The organism is Leptolyngbya sp. AN02str, assembly GCF_050565595.1.
GTDB lineage: Bacteria > Cyanobacteriota > Cyanobacteriia > Elainellales > Elainellaceae > Kaiparowitsia.
In genome coordinates this window covers 225,023-243,588 of sequence record NZ_JBNXVR010000001.1, presented here as the reverse complement: position 1 = coordinate 243,588, position 18,566 = coordinate 225,023, and the positions used below count along the sequence as shown (strand labels likewise).

Genomic DNA, 18,566 nt, shown 5'->3' with positions numbered 1-18,566 from the left:
TTGGGAGGATATGGTTGGGAATACATAGCTTTCGGGAGTTGAAGGCTTGGCAGGTGGGAGTGGATGTTGCTGAGAAAATTGATCGAATCACCTTTCAGGTTCCTGATTGCGAGCGCTATGGATTGATGAGTCAGATGCAGCGAGCGGCTGTCTCCATGCCATTTAATCTTGCTGAAGGCCATGCCAAAAGTTCCACAAAAGAGTGTCTGTTCTACGTCTCTGTGGCTTTGGGCTCCTTAGTTGAACTTGAAACTCAACTCCTCCTGGCAAAACGCCTGCCTATATCGACGATGTCCAAGCGATCCTAACCCTCGATCACCTTAACGAACTGGGCAAAATCATCCGTGGCCTCCAAAAAGCTCTCAAATCCAAATTTCCTATCCCCTAACTCCTAGCCCCTCCCTATGACAAACTGGCTCGAACATACAGTCCAAATCGAAATCGATGCGCCAATTGATGTGGTGTGGTCACTCTGGTCGGATTTGGAGCAGATGCCTCAGTGGATGAAGTGGATTGATTCGGTGAGGGTGCTGCCAGAGAATCCAGAATTGTCGGAGTGGAAGCTGGCGTCGGGTGGGTTTGAGTTTCGCTGGCGATCGCGCATTGTCAAAATCGTGCATCACCAAATCATTCAGTGGGAGTCGGTGGATGGGTTGCCCAATCGGGGGGCAATTCGTTTCTATGACCGAGGGGGCGATCGCTCGATTGTGAAAATGACCGTTGGCTATGGCATTCCAGGCATTTTGGCGCGGATTATGGACAATCCCATTTTGGGTCGCATTGTGGAATCGACGCTGATGGCGGATCTGGAGCGATTTCGGCAGTATGCGGTGGTGGCAAAGTCATCGGGCGATGCCTAACGATTTGGATAGGTGCATGGGCTGATTCCATTGGGCAGGCGATTGATGAGGGCGATCTCCTGCCAGAAGCGTCAGACTTTGTACTTTTGTATCTCGCAATACGGTGTGGCCCGGTTGCAAAACCTATGGTGCATATCAGGAGCCGTGCTTCGCCCTGGTTCATTCGTAAATGGGGCGATCGCGTTCCACGATGCCTTCATAGCGATGCATTGCAACCTTCACCGAGCGACCCCATGAAAAAGCATTATTCCGTTGCAATTGTAGGCGGCGGACAAGCAGGTTTGTCCATGAGCTACTGCCTCAAAGAGCGGGGCTTTGACCACATCGTGTTTGAAAAGCACGAGATTGGCCACTCATGGCAGAACAAGCGGTGGGATTCATTTTGTCTGGTCACGCCCAACTGGCAGTGCCAGCTTCCGGGGTTCCCCTATCCCGGCAGCGACCCTCACGGGTTCATGCAAAAAGACGAGATTGTGGAATACATCAAAACCTACGCCGCTTCGTTTGAACCGCCCGTGTATGAGGGGGTTGAGGTGTCGAGTCTGCGCAAGAATGATTCGATGGGTGTGTTTGAGTTGACCACATCGATGGGAGACGTTACGGCAGATCAGGTAGTGATTGCAGTGGGTGGCTACCATTTGCCCAAAATTCCCAATTTATCAGCGCGGTTGTCCAAATCTATCGGGCAAATCCATTCATCGGAGTACCGAAATTCCCAATCCCTACCGGAAGGAGCCGTGATGGTGGTGGGGACGGGCCAATCGGGCTGCCAAATTGCGGAAGACTTGCATCGCGAGGGCCGACAAGTTCACCTATGTGTGGGAAGTGCACCGCGATCGCCCCGTCGCTACCGAGGCAAGGACGTGGTGGATTGGCTCGACCAAATGGGCTACTACGACCTGTCGATCGATGAGCATCCCCAAAAAGAAAAGGTGCGCACCAAGGCCAATCACTACGTTACCGGGCGCGATGGTGGCAAAGAGATTGACCTGCGGCAGTTTGCCCTGGAAGGCATGCAGCTCCACGGCCATCTTAAAGATATTGATGACGATGGTACGCTCTGGTTTGCTGACAATTTGAAGCACAACCTTGACCAGGCGGATGCCGTCGCCGAAAGCATCAAGAAAAGCATTGACCAGTACATTGAGCGCCGTGGCATTGATGCACCCATGGAGCCACCCTATCAGCCTGTGTGGGAGCCCCAGGAAGAGGTGCGATCGCTCAACATGACCGAGGCCAACATTGCGGCGGTAGTGTGGTGTACAGGCTATCAAGCCGACTTTAGTTGGGTGGAGGTTCCGGTGTTTGACGGCAAGGGCTATCCGGGGCACGAACGCGGCGTTACAACGGTGCGGGGTTTATACTTCCTAGGATTACCTTGGCTGTATACCTGGGGTTCGGGCCGATTTTCGGGAATTGCCCGTGATGCCAGCTACCTGTCGGATTACATTGCCGCTCGCCAAAAAACAACTCACTCCAACGCCTGGAGCGTTGTGAATGAGTTCTTGTTGGGCTCTTAAGAAGCTTGGCCTACTCTGAGGCTGGAGTTATTCTTCTTCTTTGAGCTGGGGTCTAGAAGAGGGGACGGTGAAAGCGGAGAAGATGCTACCGCCGCTAGAAGCAGAGCCTGTTTGGCTGGCGGGTTTGCTGTTGAGGCTGGTGCTGGCCTGAGGCAAGTTGGTGACAGAATGGCACAGCAGTGTCAGCACACAGGAGCACACCGCTAACGAAACCAAGTCGAGGTTGCGGGCCGAAAACATATCGGCTCGTGCGGCGATCGCCTGTGCTTCAGTACGTCGGGAATGCACATTCGACTGTTTGCGATGACGAATACGGGTCTCTAGCACAGGTTCGATCCTCAACTTGGCTCTGTAAAAAAACAAGCGGCCGCAGCGATGGCAAATCGGGAAAAATTTAGCCGCTACTCTGTAGACTACCCAACCTGCCAATTTGTTCACGCACTCCACTATAGCGATTGGCCTTTGCTTTGAGCCGGGTTTATTTTTGGAGGGAGTAGGGAGTAGGGAGTGGGGAGTGGGGAGTAGGGAATCGGAAATCAGAAATCGAAAATTGAGAGCGGACTTGCAACTGCCTTGCAGCTGCTTGACCTGTCCCAGTTCAGCAAGATCGAGACCGAAGGGCCTACAGTCGAAGCGTGAACTGGCGGGCGATCGCAAACTGGATCATCAGCCACGGATGGCGGGTAGTTTGCAGCACGTGAGGTCGAACAAAGCGACCACAAACGAGCCTTCCTAAGCCCTTTGCTTTGGCGTGGAGGCGAGCCAACCCGTATCGCCAGGGTGCCCAGATCCCTGTTCCCGCATAGGTGGGACAAAAGGTGAGCGGACCGTACAGCACATCTGCCCGATGGATACCGCTAAATCCATGGCGGCGATGTTCGGGATTGGGGATGCCGCCATGTTCGCCATAGTTGCGAAATGCCACATAATTTTGCAGGCCGCGATCGCGCAAAAAACGGTCAATTGTGGAATCGAAGGTGGAGTAGCCTTTGCCATACTGGGCCGTTACCCAGTCCACTAAGCTGCATAGATGAGCCGCGCCTTGAGGCGTAATCACATAGGCCACTAACGATGTGGAAAATCCTTCTGCAAAGCCGTGAGGCGATACGCTGTAAATCTGGGGAGCGCAGGTATACAGCCAGCCCAAGCCAACATTCGCCTGCCGGACATCAAACGGAATGGGCAAATTCGCCATGTCCACCACTGGCACAAAGTCTGCTTCCATAATCAAGCTAGGAGTTGGGGCGATCGCTGCCTGTTTCCAGGCTTGGCTGTGGTTCACCATGCAGCGATAAATGGCAGCGGCTCCTTCCAATTCGGGCACATCGAACTGACGCAACACTTGATAGGTAAGCCCTTGCTGGGCCAACTGCGCTTCTAGGCGATGGGTCGATTCTCGATAGGCAATGACAAACGCTTGTCCCACCCCTTGCCGAAGCGATACCTTTACGCCCGTCGGCATGGCCAACGGGCGTATTAACTGGGGCGATAGAGCAGAATCACTCATTCTCATATCCATTTTGGATCCAGGCAAGATCCACAACCTTGTACTCTAGTGCTGATTCCCAATCAGGACTGTTTTGAGGATGCTTTACACCCAGAAAATCATTCCGAGGCAGGACTAACGTACTCTGAGAATAGAAGACTCAATTCAAGCGTAGAAGGGCATGACTGCGATCGCATCAACACTAGAGACGATAGTTAACGCCGATGCCATATACCCATGGGAGCGTCTCGCCTCAGACTGGCAAACCCGACTGTCTCAAGCCGTAGCTCCTGCTACGAAATGGCCGACTTTCGTGTATCCCTCCACCGTTGACCAACTGGCAGAAGTGTTGACCTGTGCCAACCGCGAAGGCTGGCGAGTGTTGCCCTGCGGTGGTGGCTCCAAGCTGGCGTGGGGCGGCTTGGCCCAATCGGTCGATGTGGTGGTGAGTACTGCACGGTTAAATCGCCTGATTGACCACGCTGTGGGGGATATGACTCTCACAGCCGAAGCGGGAATCGCTCTGGCAGATGTGCAGCGCATTTTGGCGCAACATAACCAGTTTTTGACGCTGAACCCAATAGCCGCATCGACTGCAACGCTCGGTGGTATGGTGGCCACAGCTGATGCAGGTTCCCTTCGCCATCGCTACGGCGGCGTGCGCGATGTGTTGATTGGTCTGTCGGTGGTGCGGGCCGATGGCCAAGTGGCAAAAGCGGGTGGCCGTGTGGTGAAAAATGTCGCCGGCTATGACCTGATGAAGCTGTTTACAGGATCGTGGGGAACGCTGGGAATTTTGTCACAGCTTACGTTTCGGGTGTATCCCCAACCAGAAGCGTCGCAGTCGGTGGTGTTGCAGGGGGATGTGGATGCGATCGCCCGACTCACCCAAACTTTGCTGGCCTCTGCGCTGGCGCCCACGCAAGTAGACTTGCTCTCTAGCTCCACCCTGAAAACATTGGGATTTGGCAATCAGTTGGGCCTAGCGGTGCGGTTTCAAAGCATTCCCATCAGCATCGAAGCTCAGTCGCAACAGCTGGTGGAATGGGGGAAAGCGTTGGGTATCTCTGGGCAAAGCTTGACCGAAGCCGATGACCAAACTCTATGGCAGCAATTACAAGAATTATGGGACGGTTCCCTCACTGAAGCGGTTGTAACTTGCAAAATAGGAGTAGTCCCTTCTAACGCGGTGTCAGTGCTAGACAAGCTGAACGCGCTCGCTCCACTTCAACTGGGGCAAGTGCATGCGGGGGTTGGGCTGGGCCGACTGTGCCTCAGCTCTGATCTGGCTACCCCTGAACTGTTGGCAAGCTTGCGACAGCTTTGTGAAGCGCATTCCGGATTTTTAACGGTGCTACAAGCGCCGCCCGCCCTTAAGCAACAAGTGGATATGTGGGGCTATTCTGGCAACGCGCTTCCCATCATGCAACGCCTCAAGCAACAGTTCGACCCCAAGGGCATTCTCAGCCCTGGCCGCTTTTTGCCGGGTATTTAACCCCAAGATTTCACCCCATTATTGTTGAGTCCGATGACGCAAACCACCGAGCCTTCCAGCAATCTTCCCATCCTTTCATCTCTGGCGGGCAGCACCCAGGGAGGAACTGGATTCGATGCCGATCATCCTCCCGATCCCAAGCTGATTGATACCTGTGTGCACTGTGGGTTTTGCTTGGCAACGTGCCCTAGCTACCGCGTGATGGGAACGGAAATGGATTCGCCACGAGGCCGCATCTATCTCATGGACGCGATCAACGAAGGAGACGCACCACTGGCCACCTCAACCGTGCAGCATTTTGACTCTTGCTTGGGGTGCTATGCCTGCGTCACCACGTGCCCATCGGGTGTGCAGTACAACCGATTGATTGAAGCAACGCGTCCGCAAATCGAGCGGAATTATGCGCGATCGCTCCCCGATCGACTGCTACGAAAACTCATTTTCTCGGTCTTTCCCTATCCCAACCGGATGCGGGCTCTGTTGCGACCGTTGGGCGTATACCAGAGTTCGGGCTTGCAGCGAATGGTGCGATCGCTCGGCTTTCTCAAGCAAATTTCGCCCCAGTTGGCGGCCATGGAATCGTTGCTGCCCCGGCTCTCTTCCCAAGCCTTTCGCGATGACTTGGGTGAGCGGATTCCAGCGCAAGGCCCGCAGCGCTATCGGGTGGGCATGATTTTGGGCTGTGTGCAGCGATTGTTTAATCCCGAGGTGAATGCCGCCACGGCGCGGGTGCTGTCGGCCAATGGCTGCGAAGTGATTATTCCCCCTGTGCAGGGCTGTTGCGGTGCCTTGCCCCACCACCAGGGCCAAGAGGCCCAGGCGCAAACTTTGGCTCGGCAAATGATTGACACGTTTGAGCGAGCTGATGTGGACTACGTGCTGATCAATGCCTCTGGTTGCGGCCACACGCTAAAGGAATATGGTGAGCTGCTGAAGGATGATCCGCAATACCAGGAGCGGGCGATCGCCTTTGTGAAGAAGGTGAGGGATGTGCAGGAATTTTTGGCTGAAGTTGGCTTGACGGCTCCTCTACATCCGTTGCAAGATGAACCGCTCACCCTGGTGTATCAGGATGCGTGCCACATGCTGCATGGCCAAAAAATTAGCCTACAGCCGCGCCAACTATTGCGGAAAATTCCTGGAGTGCAGCTGCGGGAGCCCATCGATGCGGCCCTGTGCTGTGGCAGTGCAGGCGTCTACAACATTCTGCAACCAGAGGTTTCGGATGAGTTGGGCCAACAGAAGGTGACCAATCTGCTGAATACCGGAGCCACGGTGATTGCCTCTGCCAACATTGGCTGTTTTGTGCAAATCAGTAAGCACTTGGAGCGGCAGGGCAAAGTGGTTCCCGTATTGCATCCCATGCAGCTGCTTGACTACTCGCACCGAGGCATAGCGCTTCAGGATGCGATCGCGCAGCAGGCTCATCAGCAGGCTGCATTCAACTAACGATTGCCTATCACGAGTCTGAGTTGGAATCCGCGATCGCCCCTTGTTGAGCTTTCTGGTTCGGCGAGGGGCGATCGCTTTCCCCATTGCTCATGCCCAGGGCACCAGCCATCATTTGTGGAGACATGTCATGGCCAGTCCGCAACATTTGCTGGGGCATGCCAATCTCAATGCCATGTTCCTCAAACGCAAACAGCATTCGCTTGCGAAACTCTCGCCCGACCAGATATTGCTGCAATGGCTGAGTTTCAATCCACAGTCGAATCAGAATTCCTGCATGGCTCACGTCATCAATTCCCAAAACTTCCGGTTCTTTGATGAGTTTGGGCTGCCATTCAGAGTCGTGATAGAACTCATCGGCGATCGTATGCAGTACATGAAAGACCTTGCGAATGTCGGCATCGTAGGCCACGGTAATCGGCAGATCGACCCGAGACCAGACTCGGGTAAGATTCTGCACCTGATTGATCAAGCTATTAGGAATGGTAATCAGCCGACCTTCGGCATTGCGCAATTGGGTAATGCGCAGGTTCATGTTCTCTACCAAGCCCGATACCTGATCCACCTGAATAATGTCGCCAATGCCGTATTGGTCTTCCACCAAAATCAGAAACCCATTGACCAGATCCTTGATCAGGTTTTGGGAGGCGAGGGAAATGGCAAAGGCGAGCACCGCACCAAAGGTGAGAACCGATCCGGTTGGCACTCCCAACAAGCTCAGCGCCCACCCACCGGCGATCGCAAAAATCGTGAAGGTTTTGAGTCCCTTGAGGACTCGCACAATCGTTGAAATGCGCAGCAAGCGTCGTTGAATGATGTCACCTTCAAAGGGAAAAAACTCATTTTCTTCCCAGGCTTTGGCAAAGTGACTGATCAGCAAGTCACCGATGCGGTTGAGCAACCCTGCCAAAAACCAAATGATGAGAATGCTGATGGGCGTGAGCCACACCGCATTGGAAAAAGCGCGTGTGCCTGGAAAGAGGGACAAAATCCAGCGGATACCGCCCAGCCAAATGAACGCTAATCCCCAAAAATTGAGCCATCGCAAAAACGAATTAATGTTGAGACGACGCTCTAGATTGGGATGTAGCTGGAACACCCCCCAAAATGGGAAACGATTGACCGCTGGCAATGGGCCAAACCCCGTGGTGATGCGAGTGTCGGCCGTAGCTCCGGCGCGGGCGTCGGCCTGAACCTGGGCGCGGCGCTCTTGCAAGAGGCGAAAGCGATAGTTCAAAATGCGGCGGATGTACAGCATGATGGCCGTAAGTACCAGCATCCCAAACCCAATAAATACAGCCGATTGAGCTTGCTCCAATAGGGCGGCAGGTTGGCGCTCTCGTAGGGCTGCTTGTACCGTTTGCTGCAAGGTATCGCGCCAGCGTTCGGCCAGTTCTTCAATGGTGGTGCCGTAGTATTGGGCGTCGGTTCCAGTGACGGTGAGCAAAAACTGGCTTTGCGACTCGGAACCATCGCGAGCGATGAGCACCGTATCGTTGTTCAGCCGAGCGACTACCACGACAAACGTTTCTGGATCGAAGCGAGTGCTGTAATTAGCCGATTCAACTTGGGTGGGTGGGGCGATCGCAATCACTGCTCTCAGGTTGTCTTGAATTTCCTGAACCCGGTCTTCCACCAAAAATTGTTCATTGGCGGGCACGTTTGCCTGGGGGGCCGATTGCGTGACGCGAAATAGATTGCTGCCTTCAAATTCCACCAGCATGACTTCTAGGTTGCCAACTCGCTCAACGCCTACCGGGCGAGAGGTTGCGCCGGGTTGTACCGCAGGCGTTGGCAAGGAAGGCAGTGCGCTGCTGCGTGGAGCCATTTGTAGTAGCAACACCACAGCTAGGCTTGTGGCGATCGCCCCCAGCACAACTCCTCGCCATCCGCGCCAAAGTCGGTGAAATTGAAGCATTGTATTTCTCCTCACTCAGTGAAGCCTAATACTGCACTGAACGATAGTAACGAAAGATTGCAGTGAAAGGTTCCCTCCTCGTTCCGAGGTGAAATGGCCCACCCCATGTGCTATGCACGTGGCTCACACCGACTGCCGCAAGCCCTGACCCCGGTACAGAACCTCCTCTAGTCGCTGGTTCTCCTCTCTCCTTCTTCTCTCGACTCCCGACTCCCACCCCTAACCTCTACCCCCTATCCTGCAACCCATACGCCCAATATGCCGATCGCAAATACCACACACGCAAACCCGGTAGCAAAAATCGTTTTAGCGGTTGGCGATAGATCGTGGATATATCGCTGGGTTGAAGTTTGTTGGCGAGCAGTTGAGCGATCGCCCGTCCGCTCCAGGTGCCTGCTGCTACCCCATTGCCATGAAAGGCGATCGCATGAAACACACTGGGGTCGTCTGGCAGGGAGCCAAGATGGGGCGTTAACGTTGCCGAACCGCACACTAGCCCACTCCAAAAATGGGTCATTTCCACATCGCGCCAAGCCGGAAACATTTGCTGAAAGCTACGAATCATCTCGGCTCGACGGCGATCGCTCTCCTGCGCACTACCCACGGTGCCACCCCGACTGCCAAAGAGAAATCGGCCATCGGCCAACAGCCGAAAGTAAAACAGCAAGTTGCGGGTATCAAACACGGGGGTTTCGGTCTGCCAGCCTTGGGCTTTGCGCTCTGCTGGGGTGAGCGGCCGCGTGGTGAGAATAGCCGACAGCGTGGGCAGCAGCACCCCTCGAAAGGCCGGGTGCAAGGTTTCCTGCGTGTAGCCATTGGTGGCGACGATCACCCGTTTGGCCCGCAAGGTGCCGCCGGGAGTTCGCAACTGGTGCCACTCACCCAGTTTCTCCCAATGGGTGACTGGAGAACTGGCGTAGATGGTTACGCCTCGACGTTGGGCCGCAGTGACCAATCCCCGCGTGTACTTCATTGGGTTGAGCCCAAAGCCGACACCAACATGCAGCGCCCCGTGCGCCTGGGGACTGGTGTAGGCGTGTTCTGCCAAATCGTTGACCGTCCAGAGCTGGCAGGGATAGTTGGCAACCTGGGTAAAAAACTCAGCCTCAGTTTCTAAATCTTTCCAACGAGAGGGCTGATGAGCCACCTGAATTTCGCCGTTTCCCTGCGGATCGATGGCGAGTTCTTCTGCTGCTGCCAAATGCCGAACCAGGTCTACACCATCCCGCTGATGCTGAAAGAACCGTCGCGTTTCGGCCTCGCCAAAGTGTTGAAGCAGATCGGGGTGCGATCGCCAGGTAGAGCCCACACAGGCAAACCCACCGTTTCGTCCCGAGGCACCCCAAGCCGGGTTTCCCGCTTCCAGCACCTCGGCCTGAATGTGGTGATCTTTGGCAAGGTGCAGGGCGGCAGACAGTCCGGTGAGGCCGCCGCCGATAATGGCAACTTCGGTGGTGCGATCGCCCTGCAATGCTGGAAAGTCGTGGGCTTGAACCGAGGGAACCGTCGTTTCCCAAAAGCTACCGACTGGACGCGTGCGATCGTAAACAGCGGAATGGTAGAGGTTCGTCATGCTATCAAAAACGCTGCCTCGATTCTACAAGGCTCGTCGATTCAGAATCTGTATGGCTGAGGAGGCAAAACACATACCCATTTGCAAAAAGTCATGTGGGCAGAAGATTCAATGTCTGGGTTCTGAGACAAACGGCTTGCCGCACTTGCCGTTCAACCCTTAACCTTATCAACAGCCCTTGTAGAGTTGGACTGGCGATCGCCACCGTATCGTGCATGGAAGGCTTCATTGTTTCCCTTGTCATTTTCACCGCTGTTTTTGCCATTTTTGGCATGGGCCTCAATCTCCAATGGGGCTTTACTGGGTTGATTAATTTTGGCCATGTTGCCTTTATGACGATCGGTGCCTACACCACGGTGTTGCTGGCCATCGCGGGAGTGCCGATGCTGTTGGCTATGATTGCGGGTGCGATCGCCGCCTCTCTTTTGGGATTGGGCATTGGTTTAGCCACCTTGCGTCTGCGAGAAGATTACTTAGCGATTGTGACCATTGGCATTGCCGAAGTGATTCGCCTCATTGCGGTCAACGAAGAATGGTTGACCCGTGGCACCTTTGGGCTACAAGGGTTTCCGCTACCCCTGGCGCAGTTCAACCCAGCGCTGCCGATCCGAGTATTGATGGTGCTGGTATTAGCCGCCGTAGTGGGCTTGGCTTACTGGCGCTTCTTTGCGTGGCTACGTCGCAGATTCAAAGACATTCCCAGTGGGGCGATCGCCAAAACGGGCGTGATTGCCTTGGGCTACATCGTGTCCCTAGTGCTGCTGCTGTTTGGGATTGGGGTAGGAGCTAGCCAGCTCAAGCGAATGGCCACCCTGCCCAATTGGGTTCTGGGTGGGCTACTGTTAGGGGCGTTGGTTGCGGTGCTGTGGCTGTATACCTGGCTGAATCAGCGGTTGACGCATCGCATTACGGCTTGGTCTACCAGCTTGGGTCTGGTGATGTCGTTGATTTTGGCTGTGTTGGGCATTTTTGTCTTTGGCTATGCCAGCTCTGCTGTGTACAACTACAGCAACAATCCCAGTAAAGCGGGGCTGTTGCTCATTTCCGTACTGCTGACCGCGCTCATCTTTTGGGGGCTAGAGGTGTTGGTGCGATCGCCCTGGGGTCGTGTACTCAAGGCCATTCGGGAAGATGAAGAAGTTGCCAAAGCCCTGGGCAAGAATGTGTTTTTCTACAAGCTGCAGTCGCTGATGATGGGCGGCTTTTTGGCAGGAATTGCAGGGGCGCTGTACGCATGGCAGCTCACCACAGTCTATCCCGACAACTTTCGCCCATTGGTCACGTTTAATGCGTGGACCATTGTGGTGCTGGGCGGTGCAGGCAGCAATGTGGGCACGCTGCTGGGAGCCACAATCTTTTGGGCGTATGACACCATTACCCGCTTTGTTCTGCGCGACATTGTGCCCCTGGAAGATGCTCGGTTGGGTGCGTTTCGCATTATGATTATTGGCCTCATTCTCATGGTTCTCATGATGTGGCGGCCGCAAGGGATTTTGGGAAATAAGGAGGAACTCACTCTTGGTCGATAAGGCGATGAATATGGGCGATCGCTCCAACACGGCTCCAACAACGTCCGCGATCCTCTCTGCCCGCAACCTTAGTAAGAGCTTTGGCGGTGTGCATGCCGTCAATAACGTGTCTTTAGATGTGGCACCTGGCAGTATTACTGGGCTGATTGGCCCCAATGGTGCCGGAAAAACTACCCTGTTTCAACTGTTGTCCTGTTTTCTTCAGCCCGATCAAGGGGAAGTGCTGTTTGATGGCTCCCCCATTCACACCCTTCAGCCTTATCAAATTGCCCAACAGGGCTTGGTGCGTACGTTTCAGGTGGCGCGGGCGCTGTCTCGTCTGTCCGTTATGGAAAACATGCTGTTGGCAACGCAGCACCAAACAGGAGAATCGTTTTGGAATGTATGGCTGCGATCGCGCCAGGTGGCCCAGCAAGAACGCGAACAGCGCGATCGCGCCTTTGAACTGTTGGAGATGGTGGGTTTGGCGGCCAAGGCCAATGACTATGCCGGAGCCCTTTCGGGTGGACAGCGCAAGCTGCTGGAAATGGCACGGGCGCTCATGGTTCGCCCCAAGCTCATTTTGCTAGATGAGCCCGCCGCCGGGGTGAACCCCACGCTGATCAACCAAATTTGCGAACACATTGTCAACTGGAATCGCCAGGGCATGACGTTCCTCATTATTGAGCACAACATGGATGTGATTATGTCCTTGTGCGATCGCGTGTGGGTTATGGCTGAAGGACGCAACCTTGCCGATGGCAATCCCGCCGAAATTCAATCCAATACACAAGTTTTAGAAGCTTATTTGGGCCAATAATTCGTCTGTCCATTTGAGCCGAAAAGTGGGCAAACCGTGGGGCTACTTTCGTGAGAGCCGGGTAAAACTCCACAAACAATTGGCTCGTTCTATGAGCGATCGCGTCAGAATTGTCGCTGATGAGTTGGGTAAAGCCAGCCGCCCATCCCTACGAAACCCTCTGCTTTGGTGGCCTAACCTGTTGATTGCTTATCCAGATTGGGCATTCTGGATGGTGATACTCACGAAAGTGATGAATTCATCTCTAGGCAGTGATTCAAGCTGGGGCACAGTCGCCCAAGCTTGCAATTTGCTCATCATCATGTTTCCTCGCACGCGATAATGGACTTCTCTGTTGCAGTCTGTCACTTGTCTCGTGACAAGTCGCTGAGTTCTAGATGAATGAGCAGGCAAACCCGTGGTTACCACGGTTTCGATTTCTATAGGTAAAATTCAGTACTATTGGCCTCTGTAACCAAGGCTGCGATCGCATCGCCAATCCCAGGCTTGAAGCCACTTTGTTCAACCCCTGGGTCAGTCGAGCGAGTTCCCTGTTGATGTGATTTCTGCAGCATGACCCCTCAAGGTTTCTAATTGTGCTGTTTCGTGTCCCACTACCCTGAAATAAATAAAGGTTATCTGTAAAAAAATCCTGCCTCGGTTGGTTTTGGGTGAGATTTAACGGAGCTGTAGTGCATGGCAGACCCTAACATTGGGCGCGTCCTCATCAATCGATATCAATTGGTAGAACTGCTGGGGCAGGGTGCCATGGGTCGTGTGTATGGGGCAAGAGATGTACTGCTGGGCGGGGTCCCTGTTGCGGTCAAGTTTTTGGCGCAAACACTGCTCAACCAAAAAATGCGCGATCGCTTTGAACGAGAAGCCACAACCTGTGCCTTGCTTGGCCAGCGCAGCATTCACATCGTTCGCGTGAGCGACTACGGAGTCGATGAAGACGAGATTCCTTTCTATGTAATGGAATACCTCAAAGGGCAAGGGCTTAGCGAAATGATTATGCAAAAGCCTCTGACATTGCCCAAGTTTCTTGGCATTACTCGGCACATTTGCCTGGGCCTGCAAACTGCCCACCAGGGCATTCCGATTGATGGCAAACTTTATCCCATCGTTCACCGCGATATCAAGCCCAGCAACATCTTGATCTGTCAGGATGACAGCTTTGGCGAAATTGCAAAGATTTTAGACTTTGGCATTGCCAAAACCCTGCAAGAAGATTCCGACCAAACCAACTGTTTCATGGGAACTCTGGCCTACTCCTCTCCAGAGCAGATGGAAGGTAAGGAATTAGACGCTCGTTCCGATATCTACAGCCTAGGCGTCATGATGTACCAAATGGTGACAGGCAAAATGCCGCTGAATGCTGAAACCCATACATTTGGTGGGTGGTACCGTGCACACCACTATCAGGCTCCTCATCCATTTTCTGAAGTGAATGCGAGTGTTCGTGTTCCAAAAGCATTGGAAAATCTGGTCATGCGGTGCTTATCTAAAGAGCCCGGCAATCGACCTCAAACCGTTGTGGATGTGTTGAGGTCGCTAGAACCCTTTGATCAGCGATTTAATAGTGGATTGGAATTGAGCCAACGCATTGGTTCAACGCTAGCAAAAGTTGGAATTTCCAAAGAGTCGAAACAGAAGACGCCCGCCGCCGTCACGCCCGACGATGTGTGTAAGCTTGCCGCTTGGCCCGCAAACAAACCCATTGGTGAAATTTCGTTTCCCAACGCGATTCGCACCAGTCAGGGGCTGCTGGCTACGCTGTGGGTAATGCTCACAGATCCAGAAATTCAAAAGCGGCAGCAGTGTAGCCGATACAACCAGTTTTTGTTTGCTCCGGCTCCGCATCCAACAGTGCTTTGGATTACGGTGTTGTTTAATCAGCAGCATGGCCCCCGTTGGTTATATTCCTATCTTGATCTCAAAGCATCGCAGGGACAGCAGATGGCGCGTTTACTGAGCGAGAACGGCCAGTATCGAGTTTTAATGTTTTCAAAGGAAAACCCAAAGGAATGTTCTAATGTGCTGACTGTCTCGATTGCTGCCGCTCAATGCAGACAGCTACAGGAGTGGGTGTCGATGGCTCAGGTTTCACCTCAAACCAATCAATTTGGTTTAAGCAAGTCGTTTCTAAAGAAAGAACTGGATGTGATTAAGCCGCAAATTTTGATGAAGCTTGAGGATTTATATGATATGCCGACTTGATGCGATCGCATTCCTACGAGCCTTGGTAAACACCAGTTTTGGATAACCCGAAGCATGGTTTTCGCGTGCAAGTTTCGAATACAAAAACAGGCTTGTCTAAAGGTTGTGCGCCGCAAAATCCCTTAGAAAAGCCCTTCACCGAAACTACGTTTTACGAAACTGACGTTTTATAGATAGTGTAAGTAAACCTAAATCTACTACTCAAGGCTGACTGGTTGCCAAACGGACTCTACCAGGCTGTCAGAGTGGTCAAGGCAAACCCCTGGGTGAATTAGCGCTTAGGTGGGAAGTACACGACAGGATGCCAGCTACGCCGCAAAACCTCGCCTGTAAAGCTAGGAACTGATAGTTCGATCAGCTTGCCTAACGTGCGGGATGAACTGGCGATCGCACTGATGTCATAGTCAATTGCCAAGTTGAGCACTTCTGTCACCGCATTGCCAACCAAAACTTGGGTGTCTACCTTGATTTCCAAAGCCTCTAACTCGGACTTTACCTTGGCTAGTTCTTTCTTTGCAACGTCTAGTTCGTTCGCTTGCAGCTCTGGGTTGCGATGCGATGGCTCAACCACCCAACACAGCAAACATCCCTTCAGAGTAGACCCCGAATTGCCCACAATGTACTGCTTGATGCGATCAACCGTGTACTGTGCAGTCTCGCTTCCATCGTAGGGAATCAAAAAATAGCGGAACAAATGCTGGCACCGCAGACGCAACTCTTCAACCGTGTAAGCTGAAATAAGCTGAGGCCGAATGATCATGACTGGGATCGGCGTCCGTTGGCATAACCCAATTGTGGTACTGCCAAACAATTTTTCGTTGAGCAGGCTACGGCTAGGAGTGCCTAGTAGAATCACGTCAACGCTGTGCTTTTTGGCCGTACTCAAGATGTGATCCGTTGGCACACCCCAATCGACTTCTACATGAACTTCGACTCCGGCTGGGACATCGTTGACGGCTCGGCTCAGGCGATCGCGCGCTTCGGTGAGCTTATCAGAGTCAGAGCGCGGGACTGTACTATCGCCTGTCACTGGTACCGTACTCACAAATACGATCTTTTTCAGCCCACCCTCTACCAGACTTGGTACAAAATCAACCAAGCGATAAAGGCCATCGGTGAAGTCGGTGCAGATTAAAACGCTGTGAAACATACAGGTGTTCAGACCACTTGAGAGAACAAAAGCATATTCCTCCCAACCCTAGCACCTTCACCAGTCCTAACGGACAGAAAATCATCAGCAAATTTAATAGATACCCTTGAGGCGATACCAAGGTTGCTTGGCGTTTCTAGAGCGAGTGCCTAGTCTGCAGATGTGAGATAACCGCTTCCCAAGTTTCTCAGTAAGAAGCGCAGTTCTTACGAGCAAGGCGGCTGTCAATCGCCAAAGGTTGATACAGATTGATAAAAAACGAGGAACAAAGCTTGTGATACAGCAACAAACATGAAGAGACTGGAGCCAAGCAAAACCCAAACGGGATTTCGTGAAAAATTTCAACATCAACGAGCAAATGAGGCTCTCAATTGCGCTGAGATCGCGTCATCTCGACAACTTTGAAGCCTAGAAGCTGGGAGATGGTCATTAAGCAACTCTATTGCTGTTGGCTGCCTAGAGGCAGAATACAAAGAACGAAAAAGAAGAACAGAAAAGAAAAAAATAAGTCAGGGAAATGATGGTTAAGGAAGTGACGCCCCAGCATCCCCAGCTTCTTTCCCAGGGGGAACAAAGCAAGAGAGGGAGGTCGCCGACTATGGCGCCCAATTAGGTACTTGGGCCAGACTCGATTCCCCACTGGTTCTTAAGGAAGTGCTTGTACAAGCTCTCGCGCAACATCATTTGCTCATAAAGCTTGACCAAAAACAGTTGAGCTTGTTCACGGCTCATGTTTTCAACTTGAGTCTCGAATGAACGAAGACTAAATTGCTGTTCTAGGGTTAACTCAATTGGCTGATTCATACGAACTCCTTGGTTTTGAACTCTTGATTGGTTCAGGGAAGTATCGGCTAGAGGAGAAACGATTCTCTTCTGATTTGGTTTCCCTTATAGACTTGACATTTATTTCGTTGAGATTTACGCCATATCGGCGAGTTCTCAATAGAGTGCCCTCAAGTTTATGGTGAGGATTCCTCTATGTTACAAAAGATAACAATTGTTTGACAAAGTTGCCACCCCCTTTGCGGGTACTTGATGCATATATGTTGACCATAGCTCGTTGCTTGTAGTACAAGCATCTTTCAAAAGAGCGACCCAGAGCGCCGAAAGATATAGCTTTTGGGCTGTTTTGGGGTAGAGATTGACGAAAAACCCAGGCTAATCTTGGCTTGTAGGTAGTTTTAGCAAGTAAAGAATTGTAAAAAAGTTCCCTTGGAACATATCCAATACTTGACAGGATTGCCTCTCTACCCATTTCGGCTGAAGCTGTTTGCTGATGGGCGATCGCGGCACTGTAATAAAAAAGCTATCGATCTGCTAAGAAGATTTAATCAATCTTCAGGTTTGTGTGATGCGACTCCTCAAGATGGGCATGTTGGTGCGAAGCGTTGAGGGTAATGCCAACGGCACTAAACGTTGTCTGCAGAGTCAAGCCGGTAGGGCGTAAACGGTTGACTGGCTAACTGTTGCCGAGCTGCAAGCCTTTTAGTTAACCTTCTACGCGAACGGCTGTTCGAAGCATGAATCATGGCGCGGTGAACCCACGCAACGATTCATTCAGGCGGTCTAATCTTTCTGACGCAGGACTTACGCAAGCCCACTAAATCTGGTGTGTTTGTGTTGTGGGTAGGGTGCGAAGCACCCTACCCACAACACAAATGCGTAAGTCCAGTGACGTTCTGCCTGTGGATACAGCGTTTGGCGATCGCAAATTGTTACAACATTGGACAAGCCACAATAATCAGGCCAGGTTTAGCTCTGCTGACCTGTTGACTGCGGTTAGGGTTGTGAATGGGGTTCTGGATGCGAATGGGTTCTATGAGACGCTTCTAGCGTCGTTGAGCATCGACAGCCACGATGACGACCGTAATGTTGTCTCGTCCGCCGTTATCTTTTGCGGCTTTCACTAGGGCCATGGCTGCCTTATCGCAGGCCCGAATTGTTTTGAGATGGGAGGCAATGAGATGGTCAGATAACTCTTCAGTCAGGCCATCGCTGCACAACAAAAGGCGATCGCTGGCTTTTACCTCAAACATTTGCACATCAATGTGCCGTACATCTTCGCGGCCGAGGCACTTGGACAAAATGTGCCGCCAAGGATGAACACGAGCCTGATCAGCCGTTAGGTCGCCTACTTTCATGGCACGGGCTACCCAGGTGTGATCTTCAGTAATTTGCTCAAGCTTGGCTCCCCGCAGCCGATACAGCCTCGAATCGCCAATGTGGGCACACCACGACTCACCGTTCCGAAACGCAACGACGACAGCGGTGGTGCCCATATCCGAACGTTCAGGATGGGTTGCCTGATCTTGTAAAATGGCTCGGTTTGCCTGGAGTAGGGCATTTTCCAGCAGTTTTGGCGTTTCTTCGGACGAGGCCCACTGATTCAACAAATAAAGCTGAATGGATTCAGTTGCAATTCGGCTCGCTTCTTGTCCGCCTGCATGACCACCCATCCCGTCTGCCACTATGAAAAATCGGCCATCTGGGTCGATGTAGTAATCATCCTGATTGACAGAGCGAAGAAGTCCCGGATCGGTAAGACCCGAGAATAAACATTTCATAGGGCAATTCGGTAGAGGTCAACG

Annotated in this window: 17 protein-coding genes; 9 read left to right on the top strand and 8 right to left on the bottom strand. The window is 52.6% G+C overall.

Annotated features, from left to right (window positions below; translation table 11 throughout):
- The first annotated feature begins 14 nt into the window (after positions 1–14).
- The 3 genes from ACQ4M4_RS01035 (at position 15) to ACQ4M4_RS01025 (ending at position 2,380) form a co-directional block, all read left to right on the top strand.
- A complete protein-coding gene (locus tag ACQ4M4_RS01035; protein ID WP_430682585.1) occupies positions 15–308 on the top strand; it encodes a four helix bundle protein in 294 nt (97 codons plus the stop codon).
- Between the two features lie 96 nt (positions 309–404).
- Positions 405–860, top strand: a complete 456-nt coding sequence (locus ACQ4M4_RS01030; RefSeq protein WP_430682584.1) for an SRPBCC family protein — start codon at positions 405–407, stop codon at positions 858–860.
- A 233-nt stretch (positions 861–1,093) separates the two neighbouring features.
- Positions 1,094–2,380, top strand: a complete 1,287-nt coding sequence (locus tag ACQ4M4_RS01025; protein WP_430682583.1) for an MSMEG_0569 family flavin-dependent oxidoreductase — start codon at positions 1,094–1,096, stop codon at positions 2,378–2,380.
- 27 nt (positions 2,381–2,407) lie between these two features.
- Here the strand turns inward: ACQ4M4_RS01025 and ACQ4M4_RS01020 are convergent, their stop codons facing one another.
- On the bottom strand, positions 2,408–2,707 hold the full coding sequence (locus ACQ4M4_RS01020) for a hypothetical protein (RefSeq protein WP_430682582.1): 300 nt from the start codon (positions 2,705–2,707) through the stop codon (positions 2,408–2,410).
- Positions 2,708–3,002: 295 nt separating this feature from the next.
- Positions 3,003–3,887 carry an LPS biosynthesis glycosyltransferase gene (locus ACQ4M4_RS01015; RefSeq protein ID WP_430682581.1) on the bottom strand — a complete coding sequence of 295 codons (885 nt, stop codon included), beginning with the start codon at positions 3,885–3,887 and terminating at the stop codon, positions 3,003–3,005.
- 160 nt (positions 3,888–4,047) lie between these two features.
- On the opposite strand from ACQ4M4_RS01015, the gene ACQ4M4_RS01010 reads away from it, so the two are divergent.
- Both ACQ4M4_RS01010 and ACQ4M4_RS01005 read left to right on the top strand, forming a co-directional pair.
- A complete protein-coding gene (locus ACQ4M4_RS01010; protein ID WP_430682580.1) occupies positions 4,048–5,361 on the top strand; it encodes an FAD-binding oxidoreductase in 1,314 nt (437 codons plus the stop codon).
- 33 nt (positions 5,362–5,394) lie between these two features.
- Positions 5,395–6,810 carry a (Fe-S)-binding protein gene (locus tag ACQ4M4_RS01005; RefSeq protein WP_430682579.1) on the top strand — a complete coding sequence of 472 codons (1,416 nt, stop codon included), beginning with the start codon at positions 5,395–5,397 and terminating at the stop codon, positions 6,808–6,810.
- A gap of 10 nt (positions 6,811–6,820) precedes the next feature.
- Here the strand turns inward: ACQ4M4_RS01005 and ACQ4M4_RS01000 are convergent, their stop codons facing one another.
- Both ACQ4M4_RS01000 and ACQ4M4_RS00995 read right to left on the bottom strand, forming a co-directional pair.
- Complete coding sequence (locus ACQ4M4_RS01000; RefSeq protein WP_430682578.1) at positions 6,821–8,728, bottom strand: mechanosensitive ion channel family protein; 1,908 nt, start codon at positions 8,726–8,728, stop codon at positions 6,821–6,823.
- A gap of 226 nt (positions 8,729–8,954) precedes the next feature.
- Positions 8,955–10,301: an NAD(P)/FAD-dependent oxidoreductase gene (locus ACQ4M4_RS00995; protein ID WP_430682577.1), complete on the bottom strand. Its 1,347-nt coding sequence runs from the start codon at positions 10,299–10,301 to the stop codon at positions 8,955–8,957.
- 215 nt (positions 10,302–10,516) lie between these two features.
- Between ACQ4M4_RS00995 and ACQ4M4_RS00990 the strand changes: the two genes are divergently transcribed.
- The 3 genes from ACQ4M4_RS00990 to ACQ4M4_RS00980 are packed head-to-tail and all read left to right on the top strand — an operon-like array spanning position 10,517 to position 12,951.
- Positions 10,517–11,830 (top strand): branched-chain amino acid ABC transporter permease, encoded by a 1,314-nt coding sequence (locus tag ACQ4M4_RS00990; protein ID WP_430682576.1) that lies wholly within the window; start codon positions 10,517–10,519, stop codon positions 11,828–11,830.
- The gene (locus ACQ4M4_RS00985; RefSeq protein ID WP_430682575.1) at positions 11,820–12,629 is read left to right on the top strand and encodes an ABC transporter ATP-binding protein; all 810 of its coding nucleotides are present in this window, start codon (positions 11,820–11,822) and stop codon (positions 12,627–12,629) included. The genes ACQ4M4_RS00990 and ACQ4M4_RS00985 overlap by 11 nt, the downstream gene beginning before the upstream one ends.
- Positions 12,630–12,654: 25 nt before the next feature.
- Complete coding sequence (locus ACQ4M4_RS00980) at positions 12,655–12,951, top strand: hypothetical protein (protein ID WP_430682574.1); 297 nt, start codon at positions 12,655–12,657, stop codon at positions 12,949–12,951.
- Between the two features lie 97 nt (positions 12,952–13,048).
- Here the strand turns inward: ACQ4M4_RS00980 and ACQ4M4_RS00975 are convergent, their stop codons facing one another.
- Complete coding sequence (locus ACQ4M4_RS00975; RefSeq protein WP_430682573.1) at positions 13,049–13,183, bottom strand: hypothetical protein; 135 nt, start codon at positions 13,181–13,183, stop codon at positions 13,049–13,051.
- A gap of 121 nt (positions 13,184–13,304) precedes the next feature.
- Here ACQ4M4_RS00975 and ACQ4M4_RS00970 point away from each other — a divergent pair, with 121 nt between their 5' ends.
- Positions 13,305–14,828: a serine/threonine-protein kinase gene (locus ACQ4M4_RS00970; RefSeq protein WP_430682572.1), complete on the top strand. Its 1,524-nt coding sequence runs from the start codon at positions 13,305–13,307 to the stop codon at positions 14,826–14,828.
- A gap of 271 nt (positions 14,829–15,099) precedes the next feature.
- On the opposite strand, the gene ACQ4M4_RS00965 is transcribed toward ACQ4M4_RS00970, so the two are convergent.
- The 3 genes from ACQ4M4_RS00965 to ACQ4M4_RS00955 all read right to left on the bottom strand — a co-directional run bounded on the left by ACQ4M4_RS00965 (position 15,100) and on the right by ACQ4M4_RS00955 (position 18,542).
- Positions 15,100–15,978, bottom strand: coding sequence for a universal stress protein (locus tag ACQ4M4_RS00965; protein ID WP_430682571.1), 879 nt, complete (start codon positions 15,976–15,978; stop codon positions 15,100–15,102).
- A 609-nt stretch (positions 15,979–16,587) separates the two neighbouring features.
- On the bottom strand, positions 16,588–16,782 hold the full coding sequence (locus ACQ4M4_RS00960; protein WP_430682570.1) for an NblA/ycf18 family protein: 195 nt from the start codon (positions 16,780–16,782) through the stop codon (positions 16,588–16,590).
- A gap of 1,025 nt (positions 16,783–17,807) precedes the next feature.
- Positions 17,808–18,542: a Stp1/IreP family PP2C-type Ser/Thr phosphatase gene (locus ACQ4M4_RS00955; RefSeq protein ID WP_430682569.1), complete on the bottom strand. Its 735-nt coding sequence runs from the start codon at positions 18,540–18,542 to the stop codon at positions 17,808–17,810.
- Positions 18,543–18,566 lie beyond the last annotated feature (24 nt).

Excerpts from the sequence above, each read along its gene's own strand:
- ACQ4M4_RS01030 (WP_430682584.1), top strand. The coding sequence starts at position 405 with ATGACAAACTGGCTCGAACATACAGTCCAAATCGAAATCGATGCGCCA.
- ACQ4M4_RS01025 (WP_430682583.1), top strand. The coding sequence starts at position 1,094 with ATGAAAAAGCATTATTCCGTTGCAATTGTAGGCGGCGGACAAGCAGGT.
- ACQ4M4_RS01015 (WP_430682581.1), bottom strand. The coding sequence starts at position 3,887 with ATGAGTGATTCTGCTCTATCGCCCCAGTTAATACGCCCGTTGGCCATG.
- ACQ4M4_RS01010 (WP_430682580.1), top strand. The coding sequence starts at position 4,048 with ATGACTGCGATCGCATCAACACTAGAGACGATAGTTAACGCCGATGCC.
- ACQ4M4_RS01005 (WP_430682579.1), top strand. The coding sequence starts at position 5,395 with ATGACGCAAACCACCGAGCCTTCCAGCAATCTTCCCATCCTTTCATCT.
- ACQ4M4_RS01000 (WP_430682578.1), bottom strand. The coding sequence starts at position 8,728 with ATGCTTCAATTTCACCGACTTTGGCGCGGATGGCGAGGAGTTGTGCTG.
- ACQ4M4_RS00995 (WP_430682577.1), bottom strand. The coding sequence starts at position 10,301 with ATGACGAACCTCTACCATTCCGCTGTTTACGATCGCACGCGTCCAGTC.
- ACQ4M4_RS00990 (WP_430682576.1), top strand. The coding sequence starts at position 10,517 with ATGGAAGGCTTCATTGTTTCCCTTGTCATTTTCACCGCTGTTTTTGCC.
- ACQ4M4_RS00975 (WP_430682573.1), bottom strand. The coding sequence starts at position 13,183 with ATGCTGCAGAAATCACATCAACAGGGAACTCGCTCGACTGACCCAGGG.
- ACQ4M4_RS00970 (WP_430682572.1), top strand. The coding sequence starts at position 13,305 with ATGGCAGACCCTAACATTGGGCGCGTCCTCATCAATCGATATCAATTG.
- ACQ4M4_RS00965 (WP_430682571.1), bottom strand. The coding sequence starts at position 15,978 with ATGTTTCACAGCGTTTTAATCTGCACCGACTTCACCGATGGCCTTTAT.
- ACQ4M4_RS00960 (WP_430682570.1), bottom strand. The coding sequence starts at position 16,782 with ATGAATCAGCCAATTGAGTTAACCCTAGAACAGCAATTTAGTCTTCGT.
- ACQ4M4_RS00955 (WP_430682569.1), bottom strand. The coding sequence starts at position 18,542 with ATGAAATGTTTATTCTCGGGTCTTACCGATCCGGGACTTCTTCGCTCT.